The sequence below is a fragment of the Chitinophaga sp. H8 genome, assembly GCF_040567655.1.
GTDB classification, from domain to species: domain Bacteria; phylum Bacteroidota; class Bacteroidia; order Chitinophagales; family Chitinophagaceae; genus Chitinophaga; species Chitinophaga defluvii.
In genome coordinates this window covers 2716422-2735148 of sequence record NZ_JBEXAC010000001.1, presented here as the reverse complement: position 1 = coordinate 2735148, position 18727 = coordinate 2716422, and the positions used below count along the sequence as shown (strand labels likewise).

At 46.3% G+C, this 18727-nt stretch carries 13 protein-coding genes; 8 read left to right on the top strand and 5 right to left on the bottom strand.

Annotated elements, in window-relative coordinates; all coding sequences use genetic code 11:
- Positions 1 to 178 precede the first annotated feature (178 nt).
- On the bottom strand, positions 179 to 919 hold the full coding sequence (locus ABR189_RS10250) for an SDR family NAD(P)-dependent oxidoreductase (RefSeq protein WP_354660387.1): 741 nt from the start codon (positions 917 to 919) through the stop codon (positions 179 to 181).
- A 139-nt stretch (positions 920 to 1058) separates the two neighbouring features.
- Between ABR189_RS10250 and ABR189_RS10245 the strand changes: the two genes are divergently transcribed.
- The 8 genes from ABR189_RS10245 to ABR189_RS10210 all read left to right on the top strand — a co-directional run bounded on the left by ABR189_RS10245 (position 1059) and on the right by ABR189_RS10210 (position 14666).
- A complete protein-coding gene (locus tag ABR189_RS10245) occupies positions 1059 to 1454 on the top strand; it encodes a winged helix-turn-helix transcriptional regulator (protein WP_354660386.1) in 396 nt (131 codons plus the stop codon).
- A gap of 91 nt (positions 1455 to 1545) precedes the next feature.
- Positions 1546 to 2934, top strand: a complete 1389-nt coding sequence (locus ABR189_RS10240) for an alpha-L-fucosidase (protein WP_354660385.1) — start codon at positions 1546 to 1548, stop codon at positions 2932 to 2934.
- Positions 2935 to 2941: 7 nt separating this feature from the next.
- Complete coding sequence (locus ABR189_RS10235) at positions 2942 to 5404, top strand: glycoside hydrolase family 95 protein (RefSeq protein WP_354660384.1); 2463 nt, start codon at positions 2942 to 2944, stop codon at positions 5402 to 5404.
- Between the two features lie 17 nt (positions 5405 to 5421).
- Complete coding sequence (locus tag ABR189_RS10230) at positions 5422 to 6006, top strand: RNA polymerase sigma-70 factor (protein ID WP_354660383.1); 585 nt, start codon at positions 5422 to 5424, stop codon at positions 6004 to 6006.
- 149 nt (positions 6007 to 6155) lie between these two features.
- On the top strand, positions 6156 to 7238 hold the full coding sequence (locus tag ABR189_RS10225; RefSeq protein ID WP_354660382.1) for a FecR family protein: 1083 nt from the start codon (positions 6156 to 6158) through the stop codon (positions 7236 to 7238).
- Positions 7239 to 7418: 180 nt separating this feature from the next.
- Positions 7419 to 10748 (top strand): SusC/RagA family TonB-linked outer membrane protein, encoded by a 3330-nt coding sequence (locus tag ABR189_RS10220; protein ID WP_354660381.1) that lies wholly within the window; start codon positions 7419 to 7421, stop codon positions 10746 to 10748.
- 21 nt (positions 10749 to 10769) lie between these two features.
- Positions 10770 to 12218, top strand: coding sequence for a RagB/SusD family nutrient uptake outer membrane protein (locus ABR189_RS10215; RefSeq protein ID WP_354660380.1), 1449 nt, complete (start codon positions 10770 to 10772; stop codon positions 12216 to 12218).
- Between the two features lie 57 nt (positions 12219 to 12275).
- Positions 12276 to 14666 carry a PDZ domain-containing protein gene (locus ABR189_RS10210; protein WP_354660379.1) on the top strand — a complete coding sequence of 797 codons (2391 nt, stop codon included), beginning with the start codon at positions 12276 to 12278 and terminating at the stop codon, positions 14664 to 14666.
- Between the two features lie 34 nt (positions 14667 to 14700).
- On the opposite strand, the gene ABR189_RS10205 is transcribed toward ABR189_RS10210, so the two are convergent.
- From ABR189_RS10205 to ABR189_RS10190, 4 genes are all read right to left on the bottom strand, one after another.
- A complete protein-coding gene (locus tag ABR189_RS10205; protein ID WP_354660378.1) occupies positions 14701 to 15921 on the bottom strand; it encodes an acyltransferase family protein in 1221 nt (406 codons plus the stop codon).
- A gap of 144 nt (positions 15922 to 16065) precedes the next feature.
- Complete coding sequence (pepE, locus tag ABR189_RS10200) at positions 16066 to 16797, bottom strand: dipeptidase PepE (protein ID WP_354660377.1); 732 nt, start codon at positions 16795 to 16797, stop codon at positions 16066 to 16068.
- A gap of 12 nt (positions 16798 to 16809) precedes the next feature.
- Complete coding sequence (locus ABR189_RS10195; protein WP_354660376.1) at positions 16810 to 18048, bottom strand: sensor histidine kinase; 1239 nt, start codon at positions 18046 to 18048, stop codon at positions 16810 to 16812.
- Positions 18045 to 18722, bottom strand: a complete 678-nt coding sequence (locus ABR189_RS10190; protein ID WP_354660375.1) for a response regulator transcription factor — start codon at positions 18720 to 18722, stop codon at positions 18045 to 18047. Before ABR189_RS10190 ends, ABR189_RS10195 begins: the two co-directional genes overlap by 4 nt.
- Between the last annotated feature and the right edge of the window lie 5 nt (positions 18723 to 18727).

The window sequence follows — 18727 nt, the reverse complement described above, 5'->3', positions numbered from 1 at the left end:
TACCTCACCGGATTGGCAGGCGCAAAATTACTTTAAAAGTCGCTGACTACCCACAATTATTACTAAAAAACACGGTTCATTCCGGGTAGCATCTGCAGCCGGAATGAACCGTGAGTGATAATGGTATTGAAATAAAACCTGTTACAATACCTCTGGAGCTGATCTTGAAAGCAAATACCTAAGCATTTACCCCTCCGTCAATGGTGAGCGAGGCCCCGTTGATATACCTGCTTTCCTCGCTGGCCAGATAAGCCACCAGGGAGGCAATGTCTTCTACAGTACCATATCCGCCGGTAGGGATGGTATCCCTGACCATATCGGCTATAACGCCATCGGCCGGATTCATATCCGTATCGGTATGGCCTGGCTGTACCAGGTTGATTGTAATACCTTTAGGTCCCAGGTCATGCGCCAGTCCTTTGGTAAGACCGGTTAAGGCGGTTTTACTCATGGTATACAATACGGTTTGGGTGCCGCCGGCACGTTCTGCCATATTGCTGCCAATAGAAATGATCCGGCCTCCCCGGGGCATATGTGCTGCTGCAGTGGTAGACGCAAAAAACACTGCCTTTACATTCACATCCATGGTACTGTTATAGTCAGCGAGGGTATATTCGCTCACCGGTTTGCCTATATAAATACCGGCGTTATTTACCAGGATATCAATCCGGCCATAGTTGCCTACAGTGGTGTTGACGGCGGCCATTACTGCGGCTGGGTCTGCACTGTCGGCAGCAATAGCCAGGCCCTTTTGCCCGCTCTTTTCAATAGCGGTTATTACGGCCTGTGCCTTTTCCGGGGAACGATGGTAAGTGATCACTACGGTAGCGCCCTCTGCTGCCAGCCGTTTTGCAATGGCTGCACCCATTCCCCGGCTGCCACCTGTTACCAGTGCTACTTTATTCTCTAAGCGTTTCATACTTTCTTTGTTTAAATGATGATTCGGGTATTGTCTGGCCAGACTACCTGCGTTTTGTAATGATGGCTCAAAAGTAAATGCTTATGTTTATTTTTGCAGGTACAGATAAAATTGTGAGGTACTAACAAAATAGTAAGAAATGCGTAAACAAAGCTCTTCCAACGCGATTAACGAAAAAGAAATCAATGATAATTGTGGGATGGCCTATACCCTGGGGGTAATAGGGGGCAGATGGAAACCCAATATCCTGTGGCGGCTGATGAAAGGCAGATTGCGCTACAGTGATCTTAAAAAATCTATTCCCGGTGTGTCTGAAAGGATGCTGGTGGCACAACTACGGGAACTGGAAAAAGACCGGGTAGTAAAACGTATTGTATATCCTGAAGTACCTCCCCGCGTGGAATATGAACTAACCTCCCTGGGTTTATCCATGCGTCCTATGCTGAAAAGCATCTCCGATTGGGGCAAATTACATAAGGATAAAGCAGGTGAAATAATGGAAAATTTGCCTTTAACCAGTGAAGTAAACGCTTAAACTGAAATATACTATCATCTTTGGCGAAGATAGATTCAGTGCTCATATTTTATTTGCTCTACCTTGATGGCAGTAAAATATAGTTCCGTTTATGAAGATCTTGAAATGCGCAATGGCCGCTTTTTTGCTGGCAACAATTCAACCTACCGAAATACTGGCTCAGCAGCGACCAGCCTGGGCTAATGAAACCAAAGAACAGAAGGAAAAGCGTATGAAATGGTGGACAGATGCCCGTTTTGGCATGTTCATCCACTGGGGACTATATGCAGTGCCTGCCCGCCACGAATGGGTGCAGAGCTTCGAAAAAATCCCGGGTAAAGACTATGAAAAGTACTTCAACATGTTTGAACCGGATTTGTATAACCCTAAAGAATGGGCAGCCAAAGCGAAAGCTGCGGGGATGAAATACTTTGTGATCACCACTAAACATCATGAAGGCTTCTGCCTCTGGGATACCAAATACACCGATTTCAAGGCAACTAAATCTCCTGCCGGAAAAGACCTGATCAAACCTTTGGTAGATGCCTTCCGTGCTGAAGGTATCCGGGTGGGATTCTATTATTCCCTGATCGACTGGCACCATCCTGAATTTGCCCTGGATAACCACCATCCGCCTACACCGGTGAATAAAGAAGAACGGGCTGCGCTGAATGCTAAAAGGGATATGAAAAAATATCAGGCTTATATGAAAAACCAGCTCACGGAGCTGCTTACACAATTTGGCCAGATCGATATCCTCTTTGCAGACTTTTCCTATCCCGGACCAGGCGGTAAAGGGCATGAGGACTGGGATTCAGAAGGACTGCTGAAACTGGTGCGCAAACTGCAACCCAATATTATCGTAAATGACCGTCTGGACCTGGATAATACCGACTGGGGATGGGATATCAAAACTCCGGAACAGTTCATGCCCCGCGAATGGGTAACGGTAAACGGACAAAAAGTGCCCTGGGAAACCTGTCAGACTTTCTCCGGTTCATGGGGATATCACCGGGATGAAAATTCCTGGAAAAGTGTACCGCAGCTTATCACCATGCTGATCGAAACCGTGAGCAAAGGTGGTAACCTGTTATTAAATGTAGGTCCTACTGCCAGAGGCAATTTTGATAGCCGTGCCAATGAAAGACTGGACGGCATAGGCGAGTGGATGAAATTGCATAGCCGGTCTATCTATGGTTGTACCGCAGCGCCAGCTTCTTTTAAAGTACCTCAAAACTGTTTCCTGACGTATAATCCTGAACGTAAACGTTTGTATATTCATATGCTGCAATGGCCGTTTAAATCATTGCACCTGGAAGGGTACAAAGGAAAATTCCGTTATGCGCAATTCCTGAATGATGCTTCAGAAATTAAATTCTCCAGCCCAACCGCGCCTGGCAGCCATACTACAGAAACTACCGGGGATGGGGATGTGATCCTGCGTTTGCCGGTACAAAAACCTGATGTGGCAGTGCCTGTAATTGAATTAATCCTGGAATAAAATACGTATGAAAAATATCCGCTTCCGGAGTATCCGCTTTGTTCTTGCTGTACAACTGATGATGATTGCCGGGATACCTGCCCGGGCACAGTCATCAGATGCTTCCCTCTATTTTAAACAGCCTGCCGGCAATTACCTGGAGGCACTGCCCATCGGCAATGGCCGGTTAGGCGCACTAATAGGAGGGAACCCTGGTACCGACCGTATCATACTCAATGAGATCAGCCTATGGTCGGGTGGTACACAGGATGCAGACAGCGACAGTGCCTATCGCTATTTTCCGGAAGTGCAAAAGCTGCTGCTGGCAGGTAAGAATAAGGCCGCGCAGCAGCTTTTGCAGCAGCATTTTATCTGTAAAGGGCCTGGCTCTGGTAGCGGTAATGGGGCGATGGTGCCCTATGGTTGTTACCAGATCCTGGCTACCCTTGAACTGCAATGGAAGGATACGCTGGCTCCTTACAAAAACTATAAAAGGGTACTGGACCTGGAAAACGGAAAGGCTACTACGTCCTGGCAAAGGAATGGTACTGTCTATACCCAGCAGGCCTGGGTAAGTATGACAGATCAGGTAATCATGATTCGCCTGACAGCCAGCGGTAAGGGAAAGATCAGCTTCACTACCGGGTTGGACCGTAAGGAAAATGCAGCGGTAACGGCTACCGGGCAAACGCTGGTAATGAAAGGGCAGTTGCCCAATGGTGACCAGCCGGGGATGCGTTTTTCCAGTGTCCTGCAAGTAAAACCCAAAGCAGGAAAAAGCACCGTCAATGGTAATAACATTGTGGTAGAAAATGCAGATGAATGCCTGCTGGTATTAAGTGCGGGTACTGATTATAACCTACAGGACTACACGGTTCGTGGTAAAGACCCGTTACCTATCGTCACACAGCAGGTAGCGAATGGGATCCGTCAGCCTTATCAACAGTTATGGGAGCGGCATCAACAGGCTTTCCGCCGTTATTTTAACAATACCCGCTTTTACCTGTCTGCTGTGGCACCAGGTACGGATACACTAAGCACACCGGAAAGACTGACCAGGTACGCACAGCAATTGCCAGATCCGCAGCTGCCGGTATTGTATTACAATTTTGGCCGGTACCTGCTCATCGCTTCTTCCCAACCGGGAAATCTGCCAGCAAACCTGCAGGGACTATGGGCCGGCGAGTACCAGACTCCCTGGAATGGAGATTATCATATCGATATCAACCTGCAGATGAATTACTGGCTGGCGCAACCCAACGGGCTGGGAGAGTTGACGGCACCCTTGCATGAGCTGATCGGAGGGCTGGTAAAGCCCGGACAAAAAACCGCTAAAACCTATTATAATGCACCAGGATGGGTAGCGCATGTGATCACAAACCCATGGGGCTACACTTCTCCTGGAGAAGGAGCCGACTGGGGTTCTACGCTCAGCAGTGCCGGATGGTTATGTGAGCATTTATGGGAACACTTTCAATATACCCGCGACACCGCCTTCCTGAAAAAATATTACCCAGTGATGAAGGGAGCCGCACAATTCCTGGCGGCTATACTGGTAGAAGAACCGGACCATGGGTGGCTGGTAACTGCACCTTCTAATTCTCCGGAACATGCTTATATCATGCCGGATGGTACGCGCGGCTCTACCTGTATGGGACCTACTATGGACATGCAGATATGCCGGGAATTATTTGGTAACTGTATTATGGCTGCCGGTATCCTGCGTACAGATAACGTATGGGCTAAACAGTTAGACAGCGTGCGGAAACGCCTGGCGCCTAATCAGATCGGGCAGGCAGGCGACCTGAATGAATGGCTGCACGACTGGAAAGATGGTGAACCACATCACCGCCATGTATCCCATCTGTATGGACTACACCCTTATGATGAAATCACACCCTGGTCTACCCCTGAGCTGGCAGCTGCTGCCAAACAAACGCTTATCCAGCGGGGCGATGAAGGCACCGGATGGTCCAAGGCATGGAAGATGAATTTCTGGGCAAGACTAGGGGATGGGGATCATGCCTTGTTATTACTGCGCCAATTGCTCACACCGGTATCAGCAGGATTTGATATCCATATGGGTGGTGGGGGTACGTACCCTAACTTGTTTTGCGCACATCCACCTTTCCAGATAGATGGCAACTTTGGTGGAGCGGCGGGCATCACAGAAATGCTGCTGCAAAGTCATGGGGCAGATCAGACCATCCGTTTACTACCAGCACTACCGCATAATAAAGACTGGCAGAAAGGACAGGTAAAAGGGATGCATGCAAGGAATGCTTTTGTGGTAGACTTTGCCTGGAATAATGCGCAGCTGAAACAGGCCAGGATCTATTCCGGGAAAGGCAGCCCTTGCAGTATGTTATTGCCTGCCAATGCCGAGGTGAAAGATAGCGCCGGGAGGGTACTGGCCAGTACAGGTAATACAGCCGGAGTAATGAAATTTAATACTATTGCCGGACAAGCGTATCAGATCATGGTGAAATAAACAGATAAATTTCGTGAATGCAAAAACCACCAGACACTAATAGTGTATACCTGTATGAGATCATGCAGCGGATCCAGCAGCATGTAGCGGATGAAGATGCTTTACGCAGGCTTTATACCGCGCTTGCCGGGGAACTGGGGAGTTTTGCATTTATGTACCTGAAAGACGAGGCGGTAGCCGCAGAGATGGTGAACGACGTATTTCTCAAATTATGGTATAAACGGCACCAGCTGCATGAAATAAAAAATGTCAAATCATACCTGTTCAGAGCAGTTAAAAATGCTTCGCTCAACCGGTTGGAAGTAAAAGATCATCAGCACTGGGAATTCCTGGAACAGGCAGATACCAGCCAGCTGGAATTTTCGCCCGATCCTGAACTGCTGCTGATCACAGCTGAAATGCGGCGCATGGTAGAAAAAGAAGTGAATGCTTTGCCAAACAGATGCAAGATCATCTTTAAGCTCATCCGCGAAGAAGGTATGAAGTATCAGGAGGTAGCCACTATCCTCGATATTTCCGTAAAAACAGTAGAGGCACAAATGCTGATCGCTACAAAAAGAATAGGGAGCTTGTTCAGGCTTACCACCCGGCCCAAACATTAATTAGAAGATGTCAGATAAGATGCTATCTGGTTCCGGTAAATTAATATCAGCCCCATTTCAGGGGCTTTATTTTTTTAAAAAAAAGTTCCATTTCTTTTAAGGGGTAACTGCACAAACCCCTGTCTTCCTTTGTATCAACGATGCGTTACATGAAAAACCGGGAAAGATGCTGGGAACTACTTGCCAGGAAATGGTCGAACGAAGCTACCGAGGCCGAACTGCAGGAACTGCAGCAGCTATGCCGTAGTTTCCCTGAACTGAGCTATACGGACGAACTGTTAGGTAGCATCCGTCAGGTGAATAAAAAAGACACTACGGAAGCAGCGGTGGCGGCATTTATGCAGCAGGTGGCTAAAGACCAGGAGGAACTGGAGGCGGAAGAGGAGGAACCTGAAAGTATCACACCTGCTGCCAGCAGGATTACCTGGCGGATAGGGGTGAAATGGATGGCCGCGGCAGTGGTGGCAGGGATGATCCTAATGGGAGGGATCCGGTTATTTACAAATACTGCGGGCGATAACAGGCGTAATGAGATCGTTACCCGCAACGGGTCACGCACCAGTATAGAATTACCGGATGGCTCTACCGTGAAATTAAACGGGGGAAGTAAACTGGTGTATGAAGACGGGTTTGGTAAAAGCGACCGGGTGGTGTTTCTGGAGGGAGAGGCTTTCTTTGATGTAAAGGCGGATCCTGCCCATCCGTTTATCGTGAACACCGGAAAGCTGTCTGTAAAGGTACTGGGCACTGCATTCAATGTAAACACCTACGATGATGCAGTAGAAACAGTGCTGATAAAAGGGAAGATTGAAGTACAGCTGAAGAACCAGGAAGAAAGCAGGATTGTATTGAAACCATTGGAAAAACTAACCGTTTCAGGTAATAAATATAAAGCGGAAAATAAGGATGAGCCAACAGATAGTCATGTGCCCAAAGAGATAAAATACCAGGTAAGCACGATTTCCAGGAATGAGGAAATCAATGATTTTTCAGAAACAGCCTGGTTAAATAATAAACTGGCCTTTAAAGACGAAACCTTCGCATCCTTAAAAACACGTTTGGAGCGTTGGTATAATGTACATATTGAGATTGCAGGTGAACAATTAAAAAACGAGGAACTGACAGGCGTATTCCAGAACGAGAACATTATGCAGGCATTAGAGGCCTTAAAAGTAATTGCACCATTTAAATATCACCAAAGCAACGACACGATTTTTATTCAGCCAAAGTAGTATTCATTCCACCATCTAAATTCAACGTTATGTATACATTACCTTAATCCCCCCGGGAATGCCACAGGTTATTTATGAAAAAAGGGAAGTGCGCTAACACTCCCCCGGACGAATTATTCTCACAGGTTTACAAGATTGCACGCAAGCCTGTGATTTATTTCACAATTCAATAGTAAATATATGAAAAAAAGCAACAGGTGCTGCATTTACCGGCTGCACCCGGCGGCAGCTAAATGCCTGATTATTATGAAGCTGAGCTTTATTTTACTGATGATCACGTTGCAGTTATCTGCTAAAGGATATTCCCAGCGTGTGTTTTCCATGAAGATGGAAAATGTGGAGTTGTCAAAGGTGCTGGAGTATATTGAAAAAAACAGTGACTACAGGTTTCTCTTTAACGCCCGCCTGCTACGGAAACAGGAACGTTTGAATGTAAACCTGGACAAAGCAGATATCGGGCAGGTGATGAATGCAGTAATAACTAAACCACTGGGATATAAATTCCTGGGAGATAACCTGATCGCTATTTCCGGAGATAACCTTTCAATGACCAATGCAGTGATAGTAAAAGGTCGTGTTACGGACGAAAAAGGAGCCGGTATTCCCGGGGTTACGGTCAAAGTAGAAGGTACTGCGGTTGGGACTACTACTGCAGAAAACGGGGCCTTTGAATTAAATGTAACGGAAGGAGCACGGCTGGTATTCAGCGCGGTAGGATTCTTGACCACCAAGGTAGACGTGAAGGATAATTCCCCCCTGACCGTAGTGCTGAAAGAAGATACCAAAGGGCTCAATGAAATCGTGGTGGTAGGATATGGTACCGTCAGAAAATCAGACCTCACCGGTGCGGTGTCCTCTATTTCTGCCGAAAAGATCACACAGGTAAATGCAGTATCCAATATTGCCCAGGCCCTTCAGGGACAGGCGGCAGGGGTGCAGGTAAATCAGCGCTCAGGACAGCCGGGCGAATATGTATCTATTAAGATCCGGGGTACCAACTCTATTGCGGGTGGCAATGATCCGCTGTATGTAGTGGATGGTTTGCCACTGGAGGGATTAAGTGCTCAATTGAACCCGGCAGATATCGATAAGATAGAAGTGTTGAAGGATGCTTCTGCTACGGCGATCTATGGCTCCCGGGGTGCTAACGGGGTAATCATGATTACCACCAAAAAAGGAAAAACCGGAAAGGCACAGGTGGTATATGACGGGTATTATGGTATACAGCAGCTACGAAAAAAAATAGATCTGATCGATGCTAAAGAATTTGCACAATTGCAGAATGAAGTAGCGCAAAATGACGGGAAGCCTTTAAAATGGACAGATGCACAGATCGCTGCATTAGGTAAAGGAACCGACTGGCAGGATGAAGTATATCGTACCGCACCTGTTCATAACCACCAGATCAGTGTATCCGGTGGTAACGAAAATACCAGATACTATACTTCCTTTGGTTATTTTGACCAGCAGGGGATTATCCTTAATTCCGGTTTCAAGCGTATATCTTTCCGCGTTAACCTGGATCAGAAAATAAACGACCGGCTGGACTTTAATACCAGCTTGTCTATTCAGCATTCAAAATATTTGCAGGCGGTGTATACCAGCGCTGATGGTGGTGGCGGGATCCCGTTTACTACCATGGTTATTCCTCCTACACAGGGCGTCTACAATCCGGATGGCACCTATACCCGCTTTACCGGTGTAAGCTGGGGAGAAACCAACCCGGTAGGTATTTCCAAAGAGTTGTATAACCCCTCCGTATCTCAACGTATCATTGGTAATGCTGCGTTGAATTATACACTGGCCAAAGGACTGAAATTACGGCTTACAGCTGGGGTAGATAAGAACGACGACCGGGCGGATTATTACGCACCATCCAATATTACTATCGGACAACCGGGCGGAAAGGCTTATAAGAACTATTCCAACGGGATGACGTTCATCAACGAAAACCTGCTGAATTATACGAATGAATTTGATGCCCACCGTATAGAAGCATTGGCCGGTATCACTTACCAGGACACCCGGTATGAAGAATTGAAAAGCGGTACGGGCGTTGGGTTTATCAGTGATCTGTATAAGAACAATAATCTGGCTTCTGCTACTACCAAAGCGCAACCCTCTACTTATTACAGAGATAATAAGCTGGTGTCTTACCTGGGCCGTATTAATTATAGTTATAAAGGTAAGTACCTGCTTACCGTAACGGGTCGTTATGATGGGTCATCCAAATTTGGTAAGGATAACAAGTTTGCCTTTTTCCCTTCCGGCGCTTTGTCCTGGAGAGTATCTGAAGAAGAGTTTATGCAGTCTGCCAAAGCCGTATCCAACCTGAAACTGCGTCTTAGTTACGGTGCATCGGGCAATCAGGCGATTGATCCTTACCAGACATTAGCCAGCCTGAGCAATGTAGGAGTGGTATTTGATAACCAGGTAAATACAGGTTTTGTGCAGGATAGACTGGAAAACAGCAGCCTGAAGTGGGAAACAACCTACCAGTTTGATGCAGGGATAGACCTCGGCCTGTTTGACGAAAGAATAAGGATCACCGCAGATTATTATGATAAAAGAACACGCGACCTGCTACTGAATGTTACCCTGCCTTCTTCTTCGGGCTTTGGCTCCGTTTTACAGAACGTAGGTGCCGTAGGCAACAAAGGATTTGAGTTTGACCTGACCACAAAAAATATCGTTACGCCTACCTTCAACTGGACATCTGGCCTTACTTTTTCCCACAACTCCACCAAAGTGCTGGACCTGGGTAAAGATGCATACGGCAACCCGATTACCTATAAGGAAGTAGGCACGGGCGGCAACTGGTTTCCGATGATATTGGGCGGTGCAATGAGCCAGTTGTATGGCAACCGGGTAACAGGTATTTATCAGACAGATGCGGAAGCAGTGGCTAATGGTGAACCGCAGAAGAAAGCGGGCGATTATATTTTTGAAGATACCAACGGGGATAAAGTAGTGGATGCAAAAGATAAGGTGGTATTATCCCACCTCCAGCCTAAGTTTACTTTTGGGTTTAACAACAGCTTTGCTTACAAAAACTTTGATCTCTCTATACTATTAGTAGGATCGTATGGTAATGATATTGTGAATGAATTCAGGAAATACAACATTACGATGAATGGGCTATGGACACCCACCAGGGCGGCATGGGAACAAAGATGGAAAGGTCCCGGACAGGGAAATGTGATTGACAAGCCTTCCGAAAACAGTGGTAGTTATATCCGTGACTATGCCAACAGCATGTGGGTAGAAAACGGCTCTTACCTGAGGGTGCGTGATATCACCCTGGGATATACCATGCCTGCCGGTGTACTGAAAGCTATCCGTTTGTCGGGCCTGAGGATCTATGCCAGTGCGCAGAACTTCCTGACCATCACCAAATACACCGGTTATGATCCGGAAGCCTCCTGGAGTGCTACCAGTATTAATGGCTGGGACAGAGGAGTATATCCTTCTGCCAAGTCTGTTACGGTAGGTGTTAAAGTCAATTTCTAATTACCTGAACAATCGATTCGTATGAAAAAGTATTATGCTATTATAACACTTGCGGGATTGGTGCTGTGCAGCCTGTTTGGATGCAAAAAAACACTGGAAGAAAAACCACGCACCTTTCTGGACCCTGATGGGTTCTTCAATAACCCTGAAAGCTATGAGTCTGCCGTAAAGGGGATCTATGATGGTGTGCCTGATCTGCTGGGGGGAAATATACAGATGATGCGGGAAATGTTCAGTGATATTTATGCTGCACCTTCTGCATCTTATGAGCAGGCATTGCCTACGTACCGTAATGCCCACGAGCCGTTTTTTTACAATACCAGGCAGTTATGGGCTAATTGCTACAGTATTATTAAAAATGCCAATTTTATTATAGATAAGCTGGGAACCGCGGGTATCCCGGATGCTGCTAAAACGCCGCTGATAGCAGAAGCGAAGTGCTTACGTGCTTATGCTTATTTTAACCTGGTGCAGTTTTATGGGGGTGTGCCTATGCGTATTAAACCCATTCAGAACTATAATGAGCTGCAGGCGCCAAGGGGTACAGAAGAAGAGGCCTATAAGCAGATTGTGGAAGACCTGACTGCAGCAGAAGCAGGGCTGAAGGAAGAGGCACCACAGAAAGGGCGTGTATACAAAAAGGTAGCCACCGCATTGCTGGCAAAGGTATATCTTACCATGGCAGGTAATCCACTGAACAAAACGGCCTATTATGTAAATGCCAGGGATAAAGCACTGGAAGTAATCGGTGATAATAAGTTCCAGCTGGTAGATGATTATGCCAAAGTATTTCAGACTACCACCTATACAACAGAAACCATCTGGGGGGTGCTATATGTACCTGGTATAGGCGGGAATCCAATACATGGACAAACTTGCACCGCCCCTGGTTTTGTGACCTTGCTGTTGCCGGCGCCCTGGTTTATGAACAGCTTTCCTAAGGGCGACCGTCGCAGGTCATGGGGGATCCGCACCACGTATAAGGATCCTTCTGGCGCCACATTGGCCCCGTTTTTTGCCAAGTTCATCGATACCACTTTCATTGATAATGGTATCAGTCCTTCCGGCTCCGGTATTGTTAGTATGGCGGTGCCACTGATACGCCTGAGTGAAATGTATCTTATTGCTGCAGAAGCAGAGAATGAAATAAACGGCCCGGCAGCTGCCTATGCCTACATCAATAAAGTAAGGGCGAGGGCCAGGGAAAATAAAAATGATGCTACACAGGTGCCTGATCTGTCAGGGTTGACCAAACCACAGTTCCGTGACGCGGTGATACTGGAAAGAAAGTGGGAATTGCACCTGGAAGGCAGTACCTGGATGGATATGAAGCGTACTAACACTTTCAGCAAAATACAAACAGTAAGGGGTAATAACCTGATACATGCGATCGGTGCGTATAACCAGACCTGGCTGATACCGGATGTGGAAATCACCAATAATAGTATTGCCCAGAATCCGGCATATTGATCGTAAGTTTGAATAAGCCTGTATCACCCACAAAAATTATAGATGAAACTTAAGCACATGAAGCGGTATTTATCCGGCAGCAATTGGTTACTACGGCAATGCCGGATGGTAACGGCGGCATTATTGTTAAGCACTGGCGGTTTAATGGCACAAGCTGATATTTATGTATCTGTGAAAGGCAGTGATGCTGCTCCGGGTACTTTACAGCGTCCGGTACGCACCCTGCATAAGGCTATTGCTATGGCAGGAGCTATGAAAGGAAAAGCAGTACAGGTATTATTAAGAGCGGGGGTGTATTACCTGGATAGCACGGTATATGTTACTTCGGATAAAGCCGGTTTCCGGTCATTGAAAATCCAGCCTTACCGGCAGGAGCAGGTAACCATAAGCGGTGCCAGGCCGGTACAACCAGCCTGGACGGCATATCAGCCAGGTATTTATAAGGCAAAGCTCCCGCTGGCTGCTGCGCCAGACCGCTTATACCTCAACGGACATGCCATGCCCATGGCCAGGTATCCTGATTATGACAGTTCCGCCAGGGTATTTAATGGTACGGCAGCAGATGCCATCAGTGAGGCCCGGGTAAAGGGGTGGAAGCACCCCGCAGGTGCTTACGTACATGCTTTGCATTCAGGAGAGTGGGGTGGGTTTCATTACCGCGTTACTGGCAAAAACAGTAACAACGAATTGACAATGGAAGGAGGTTGGCAAAATAACCGTCCTGCTCCCTTGCATAAAAAATTCCTTTTTGTAGAGAATGTTTTTGAAGAACTGGATGCTCCGGGAGAATGGTATTATAACGCTGAAGAGCAAACGTTGTACCTATATTCACCTAAGGGGATTGATTTGTCATCAGCTAAAATAGCAGTGGGTAAGCTGGAGGAGCTGATTGTTTTAAAGGGAACCCGGGAGCAACCGCTGCAGCGGGTCACGGTGGCTGGTCTCCGGTTTACCGGAACAAACCGTACGTTTATGCGTACAGAGGAGCCGTTGTTGCGCAGCGACTGGACCATTTTCCGGGGGGCGGCTATCTTCTGTGAGTACACGGAACAGGTTACCGTGACGGATTGTATCCTGCATGAGCTGGGAGGTAATGCTATCTTTTTCAGCAATTACAACCGGCGGGGACTGGCCAAGGACAATCACATTTATAATGCCGGTGCCAGCGGGGTTCTTTTTGTAGGGGCTCCTGATGCAGTACGTTCTCCTGCTTTCCGTTATGAGCTGTTTGTTCCCTGGGAGCAAATGGATTATACGCCCGGCCCTAAAAATGACAACTATCCTGATGGATGTGAAGCTGCCGGCAACTTGATCCATGAAACAGGGCTGGTAGAAAAACAAAGTGCCGGCGTGCAGATAGAAATGGCGGCCAACATCACCGTTACGCGCAATACGATCTATAATGTGCCCCGTGCCGGTATCAATATTGGTGATGGCTGCTGGGGCGGGCATATGATTTCCTACAATGACGTTTTTAATACCGTACTTGAAACAGGAGACCATGGCGCCTTTAACTCCTGGGGCCGTGACCGGTTCTGGCGTCCGGAGCGGAATATTATTGATTCTGTGGTGGCAGCAAGACCGGATATCCGTTTCCTGGATGCGATGAAGCCTACCACGATATACAACAACCGGTTTTATTGTGCGCATGGATGGGATATTGACCTGGACGATGGTTCCGGTAATTACATCATTGAAAACAATGTGTGCCTGAGCGGAGGATTGAAGTTACGCGAAGGCTATGGCCGTATCGTCCGGAATAACATCATGATCAACAGCTCTTTTCATCCGCACGTATGGCTGGCTAATAGTGGAGATGTGTTTACCCATAATGTGGTTACCTTGCCTTATGCACCTATTGCGATGGACCATTGGGGGCAGCGGATCGATAGCAACTTTTTTATGTCGGAGGGTGGGTTACAGGCTGCACAGGCCCTGCACCTGGATGCACATAGCATCAGTGGGAATCCCCAATTCAAAGATGCTGCTGCGGGTAACTATCAGTTTAAGCCCACTTCACAGGTATTTAAACTGGGAATACGGAATATTGAAAACAGCTTTGGTGTCACAAATGCCTTACTGAAAAAACAGGCGCAAAAAGCACCGGTACCGGCATTACTGATCAAGGGAGCCCCTGTAGCAGGTGAAACGCAAACATGGCTCGGCGCTACCATCAAAAATATTGAAAGCCTGGGAGAGCGTTCTGCTGCCGGCCTGCCTGATCAGAACGGGGTATTGATTGTAGCGATTACACCGGGATCTGTGATGGAAGGGAGTGGATTAAAGAAAGGAGATGTGATCATCCGTCTGGGAGAAGAGCCGGTCAATAATATGACCGACCTGTTGCAGGCATACCTGCAACAGCGCTGGATGGGGCAATCGGTAGCTGTAATCATGCGTAATCAGGCACAACAAAAATTAAACTTATTATTGAAGTCCGCTGATTGATAATCCCGTTTTAAACAAAGAAGCGGTCATCTCCTTATTTTGAGATGGCCGCTTCTTTTTGGGGGGGCTGCCCATTATGCGTCACCCATATCAAGGAGGAGTCTGATGAACTGTGGTACTGCTTTTTATGTAGCCGGCTTTTTAATCTCAGGAAATAATTTTCAAAATAATATTTGGAAATACCGGCCACCAGGATGATCATAACAAGCAGCAAGCTATAAAACAGGAGTGTGCTCCCGAATAAGTCCATCTTTATCAGCATTTTTTTTAGTATCAGCACAATAGAAAAAATGATCATCATATGATACATATAGATGCCGTAGGAGATGGTGCCCAGGTATGCAAACAATCTGCTGCGCAATTGAATAAGATTCGTTTCCACCAGACTAACACCGATGATCAGGTAAAGAAACAGGAAGTTTATAAACAGGGGCGCAACAACCGGTAATTTAAACAGTGTGTTCCATACAAAATGATCAATATTGGAATTGAACAACAGGAATAAGGTGAGGATAAGATAAAGCAGACACTGCACAGGTATTTTATAGAGCAGGAGGGCAGATAAAGGTTTTTCTCTGTGGTATACAAAATAAGCACCTAGTCCTCCAATAGCCATCGCGTCAAAGTGAAAGGTGTTGATCAGGTAGTTGAACAGTTTGTTCGCAATGAATAGCTGCCCTATTAACCGCAATGTGAGGGTGAGGGCAATGATGCTTAAAAGAACAGGTAAGATCCGTTTACTGCCAAACTTAAAAATAGGGGCCCAGATCACATAAAAAACTTCTTCTACACCGATAGACCACAATGCTTCCAGGAAATGATGCCCATAGAAAAAAGTAACCAGTCCGGGCAAAAAGAAAACGAAATAATACCAGGTGGTTCCAAGGGTGTATGGGAGTTTGTAATCCAGTTGCAGCAGGTTAAAGAGCAACGGTAAAATAACGGTACCGATGATGATCAGTAAATAATACAAAGGCCAGATTCTTAACAGGCGGCTCAGATAGAATTTGCTGATGCTGATGGTACCTGTATGGTTGTTTTCTTTTAGTAGTAAATAAGTGATCAGAAATCCACTCAGGACGAAGAAGAAGAGCACAGCAGTGCCGCCATTTCTGAAGAGCCCCAAACATGATAGGTTGGGCAGGCCATATTTATGCCTGATGCTTTCTGCATGATGGATGACTACCAATAATGCTGCAAGGAAACGTAATGAATTCAATCCTTCAAAGAAGGAGATGTTTTTATAATTGTGCATCCTTACTGTAAGTGTTACCGGGTTTACCCTGGATATATAACACTTAAAGAAAACGATACCCTTATGTGGAAGAAAAAAAAGCAGCGGCTCCCTCCTGGTCAGCTGGATACCCGTTGCTGATGTATAATATACTGGTTAGTGTGGTTAGAAGGGGATGATAGCGCCGGTCTTCAGTTCATAAGGTGTTTTGCCTTGTTCAAAGATGCGAGCCGTGAGTGCTCCTTCCAGTGTAATACGGTTACCCTTTACGCGTATCCAGCTACCTTCCCTTAATCCTACCACTGGTATGGCGTTTTGAGAATGAAATTCATGGATACGTGTTTCCCTGGTTTCCCCCATATGTTTGGTACCAGGGATAGGATCCTGGTAATGGGGGTTGATATTAAACGGTATCAGGCCCATGGTGTCAAAGCTGGGCGGATAAACAATAGGCATATCGTTGGTGGTTTGCATATTGACCCCACCAATATTGCTCCCGGCGCTGGTACCCAGGTAAGGTTTTCCGCTTTCTACTGCTTGTTTTAATGCCGTCATCAATTGCAGTGTATGCAATTGTTTTACCAGCAGGAAGGTATTACCACCACCGGTAAAAAATCCTGCCGCATTGCGGATGGCAGTTGCCGGATTGTCAAAAGTATGGAGCCCTCTTACCGTAATACCTGCGGTAGCAAAAAAATCGGTCGCCCTGGCGGTATAATCATCATGAGATATTCCTCCTGGTCTTGCATAGGGGATGAAGATAATTTCCGTAACACCCTGGTATAATTCCCGGATCGTTGGCAATAAGTAATCTAAGTAAGTCCCTTCGTAAAGTGTAGACGTACTGGCTAAAACAATATTCTTATTCATAGCAGGCAAAAGCCAAATGTAAGGCATGCCGGTGACACCTTAAAATCTTACTGTAAATTGGTGGATACCAGCTTCAAATCTGTAAGTTATCTGCCATTGGTGCAGCTGACAAATCTGTTTCACAATAGCCAGGCCCAGGCCCGTACCCCGGTCATGATAACCTTTGGTGAATTTGTTAAATAATATCTCGCTGGAAAAGGGGAGTGGTGCTCCTTCGTTATTTATCACCAAACTATCCTGTTTTAGGGATATCCATACTTTGCCATGTTCCTGGGTATACTGTAAGGCGTTGGATAATAAATTGGAGAGCAGTACCTCTGCCAGGTAAGTGTTGGCTTCAACAGGTACAGACCCTGCTATGTTGGTCAAAAGGGTAATGTCCCGCATAGCAAACAGTTCTTCCATTTGTGCGGTTTGTTCTTTTGCCAGGAGGCTGAGGTCAGTGTTGGCAAAGGACTCAAAGAGGTTGTTTTCTATTTTGGTAAGTAGTAGCAGGTTTTTATTGATGCGGGACAACCGTTCCGCCGCGTGTCTGGCCAGCTCTATTTGTTGGGCCATCTGCGCATCAATATCCATTTGGCTAAGCCGGTCCAGCTTGGTCCGGATAATAGCCAGGGGCGTTTGTATTTCATGGGAAGCGTTTTCGGTAAATTCATGCAGGCTGATATACTCCTGCCGGGTACGGGCAGTGAGGTCTTCCATGACGGTTTTAAGCGCATTAAATTCCCTGATGTCCGAGCTTTGCAGTTGTATGGTACGAGTATCTTTTACAGAAAAGGATTGCAGGGTTTTCAGATTGGAGAAGAACGGCTGCCAGATATTCCTGGAAAGGATATAGTTGATGAAAACGGCGATAATGGCCAATAGCAGTGCTGCAATAAAAATAGTACGTCCAATGGTGGTATAGTATTTAGCAGCGCCGATATGGGTACTCATCACATGAATACGATAGTAGTGGTTATTTACCTGGTCTGTGATTGTCAGAATACGGTAGTCTTCATTTTTTTGCTGCCAGGGATCAAATACCAGGGAGTCGCGATAAATGCCTGTATGGTCCACCGTAGCCGTCTGAAGCGTGTCAATCCATATCCGTACACTATGTGGTGGCTGTCCTTTTGAGATTTCTGTTTTTATGGTCATTGCTTCCATCATGAGCTGCTCATCCAACTCGTCGTTGACCTCTTTTTGTAACACTACGGATAGTACACCACCTGTAATCAGTAATACCAGTAGCATGCAAATGATATACCAGAGTGTGGTTTTATGCAGCAGCTTCATATCTCTGCAAATTTATAACCCATTCCATAAATGGAGTGTATGTAATCAGGCCCACCGGCTGCCTGTATTTTCTTGCGGAGGTTGTTGATATGCACATATACAAAATGGTAGTTGTCTGCCATATCATAATCATCCCCCCACAGGTGTTCTGCAATTGCCTGCTTGCTTAATACCCTGTTTTTATTGATTACAAAGTATTGCAGCAGGGCATATTCTTTTAGCGTTAAGGATAGTGTATTCTCATTGACAAAAGCTGTTTTGGCTTTGGTGTCAATAGTAAGTACGCCCAGTGTAATACTGGTATTGCCATTAAAGTTTTTACGGCGAAGCAGGGCATTGATACGGGAATTCAGTTCTTCCAGATAAAATGGTTTGGTGATATAATCATCCGCCCCCATATCCAGTCCGGTGAGTTTATCCCTTAAAGAATCTTTGGCAGAAATGATCAGAATACCACTTTCAGGGTGATGTGCTTTTAGCTCCAGGAGGAGATCCAGTCCACTACCACCTGGTAATCCAATATCCAGTATGATCACTTCATATTCATAAGCATGAAGTTTGTCTTCTGCTTCGGAATAAGTAATCGCTGTTTCGCATAAGAATCCCTGCTCTGTCATATAGAGTACTATTTCCGCCAGCAAATCAGGTTCATCTTCAATGATCAACAGCTTCATCCTGT

Coding starts and splice junctions, on each gene's coding strand:
- ABR189_RS10195 (WP_354660376.1), bottom strand. CDS start 18,048: ATGAAGCTGCTGCATAAAACCACACTCTGGTATATCATTTGCATGCTA.
- ABR189_RS10235 (WP_354660384.1), top strand. CDS start 2,942: ATGAAAAATATCCGCTTCCGGAGTATCCGCTTTGTTCTTGCTGTACAA.
- ABR189_RS10250 (WP_354660387.1), bottom strand. CDS start 919: ATGAAACGCTTAGAGAATAAAGTAGCACTGGTAACAGGTGGCAGCCGG.
- ABR189_RS10190 (WP_354660375.1), bottom strand. CDS start 18,722: ATGAAGCTGTTGATCATTGAAGATGAACCTGATTTGCTGGCGGAAATA.
- ABR189_RS10210 (WP_354660379.1), top strand. CDS start 12,276: ATGAAGCGGTATTTATCCGGCAGCAATTGGTTACTACGGCAATGCCGG.
- pepE (WP_354660377.1), bottom strand. CDS start 16,797: ATGCCTTACATTTGGCTTTTGCCTGCTATGAATAAGAATATTGTTTTA.
- ABR189_RS10220 (WP_354660381.1), top strand. CDS start 7,419: ATGAAAAAAAGCAACAGGTGCTGCATTTACCGGCTGCACCCGGCGGCA.
- ABR189_RS10215 (WP_354660380.1), top strand. CDS start 10,770: ATGAAAAAGTATTATGCTATTATAACACTTGCGGGATTGGTGCTGTGC.
- ABR189_RS10240 (WP_354660385.1), top strand. CDS start 1,546: ATGAAGATCTTGAAATGCGCAATGGCCGCTTTTTTGCTGGCAACAATT.
- ABR189_RS10245 (WP_354660386.1), top strand. CDS start 1,059: ATGCGTAAACAAAGCTCTTCCAACGCGATTAACGAAAAAGAAATCAAT.
- ABR189_RS10205 (WP_354660378.1), bottom strand. CDS start 15,921: ATGCACAATTATAAAAACATCTCCTTCTTTGAAGGATTGAATTCATTA.
- ABR189_RS10225 (WP_354660382.1), top strand. CDS start 6,156: ATGAAAAACCGGGAAAGATGCTGGGAACTACTTGCCAGGAAATGGTCG.
- ABR189_RS10230 (WP_354660383.1), top strand. CDS start 5,422: ATGCAAAAACCACCAGACACTAATAGTGTATACCTGTATGAGATCATG.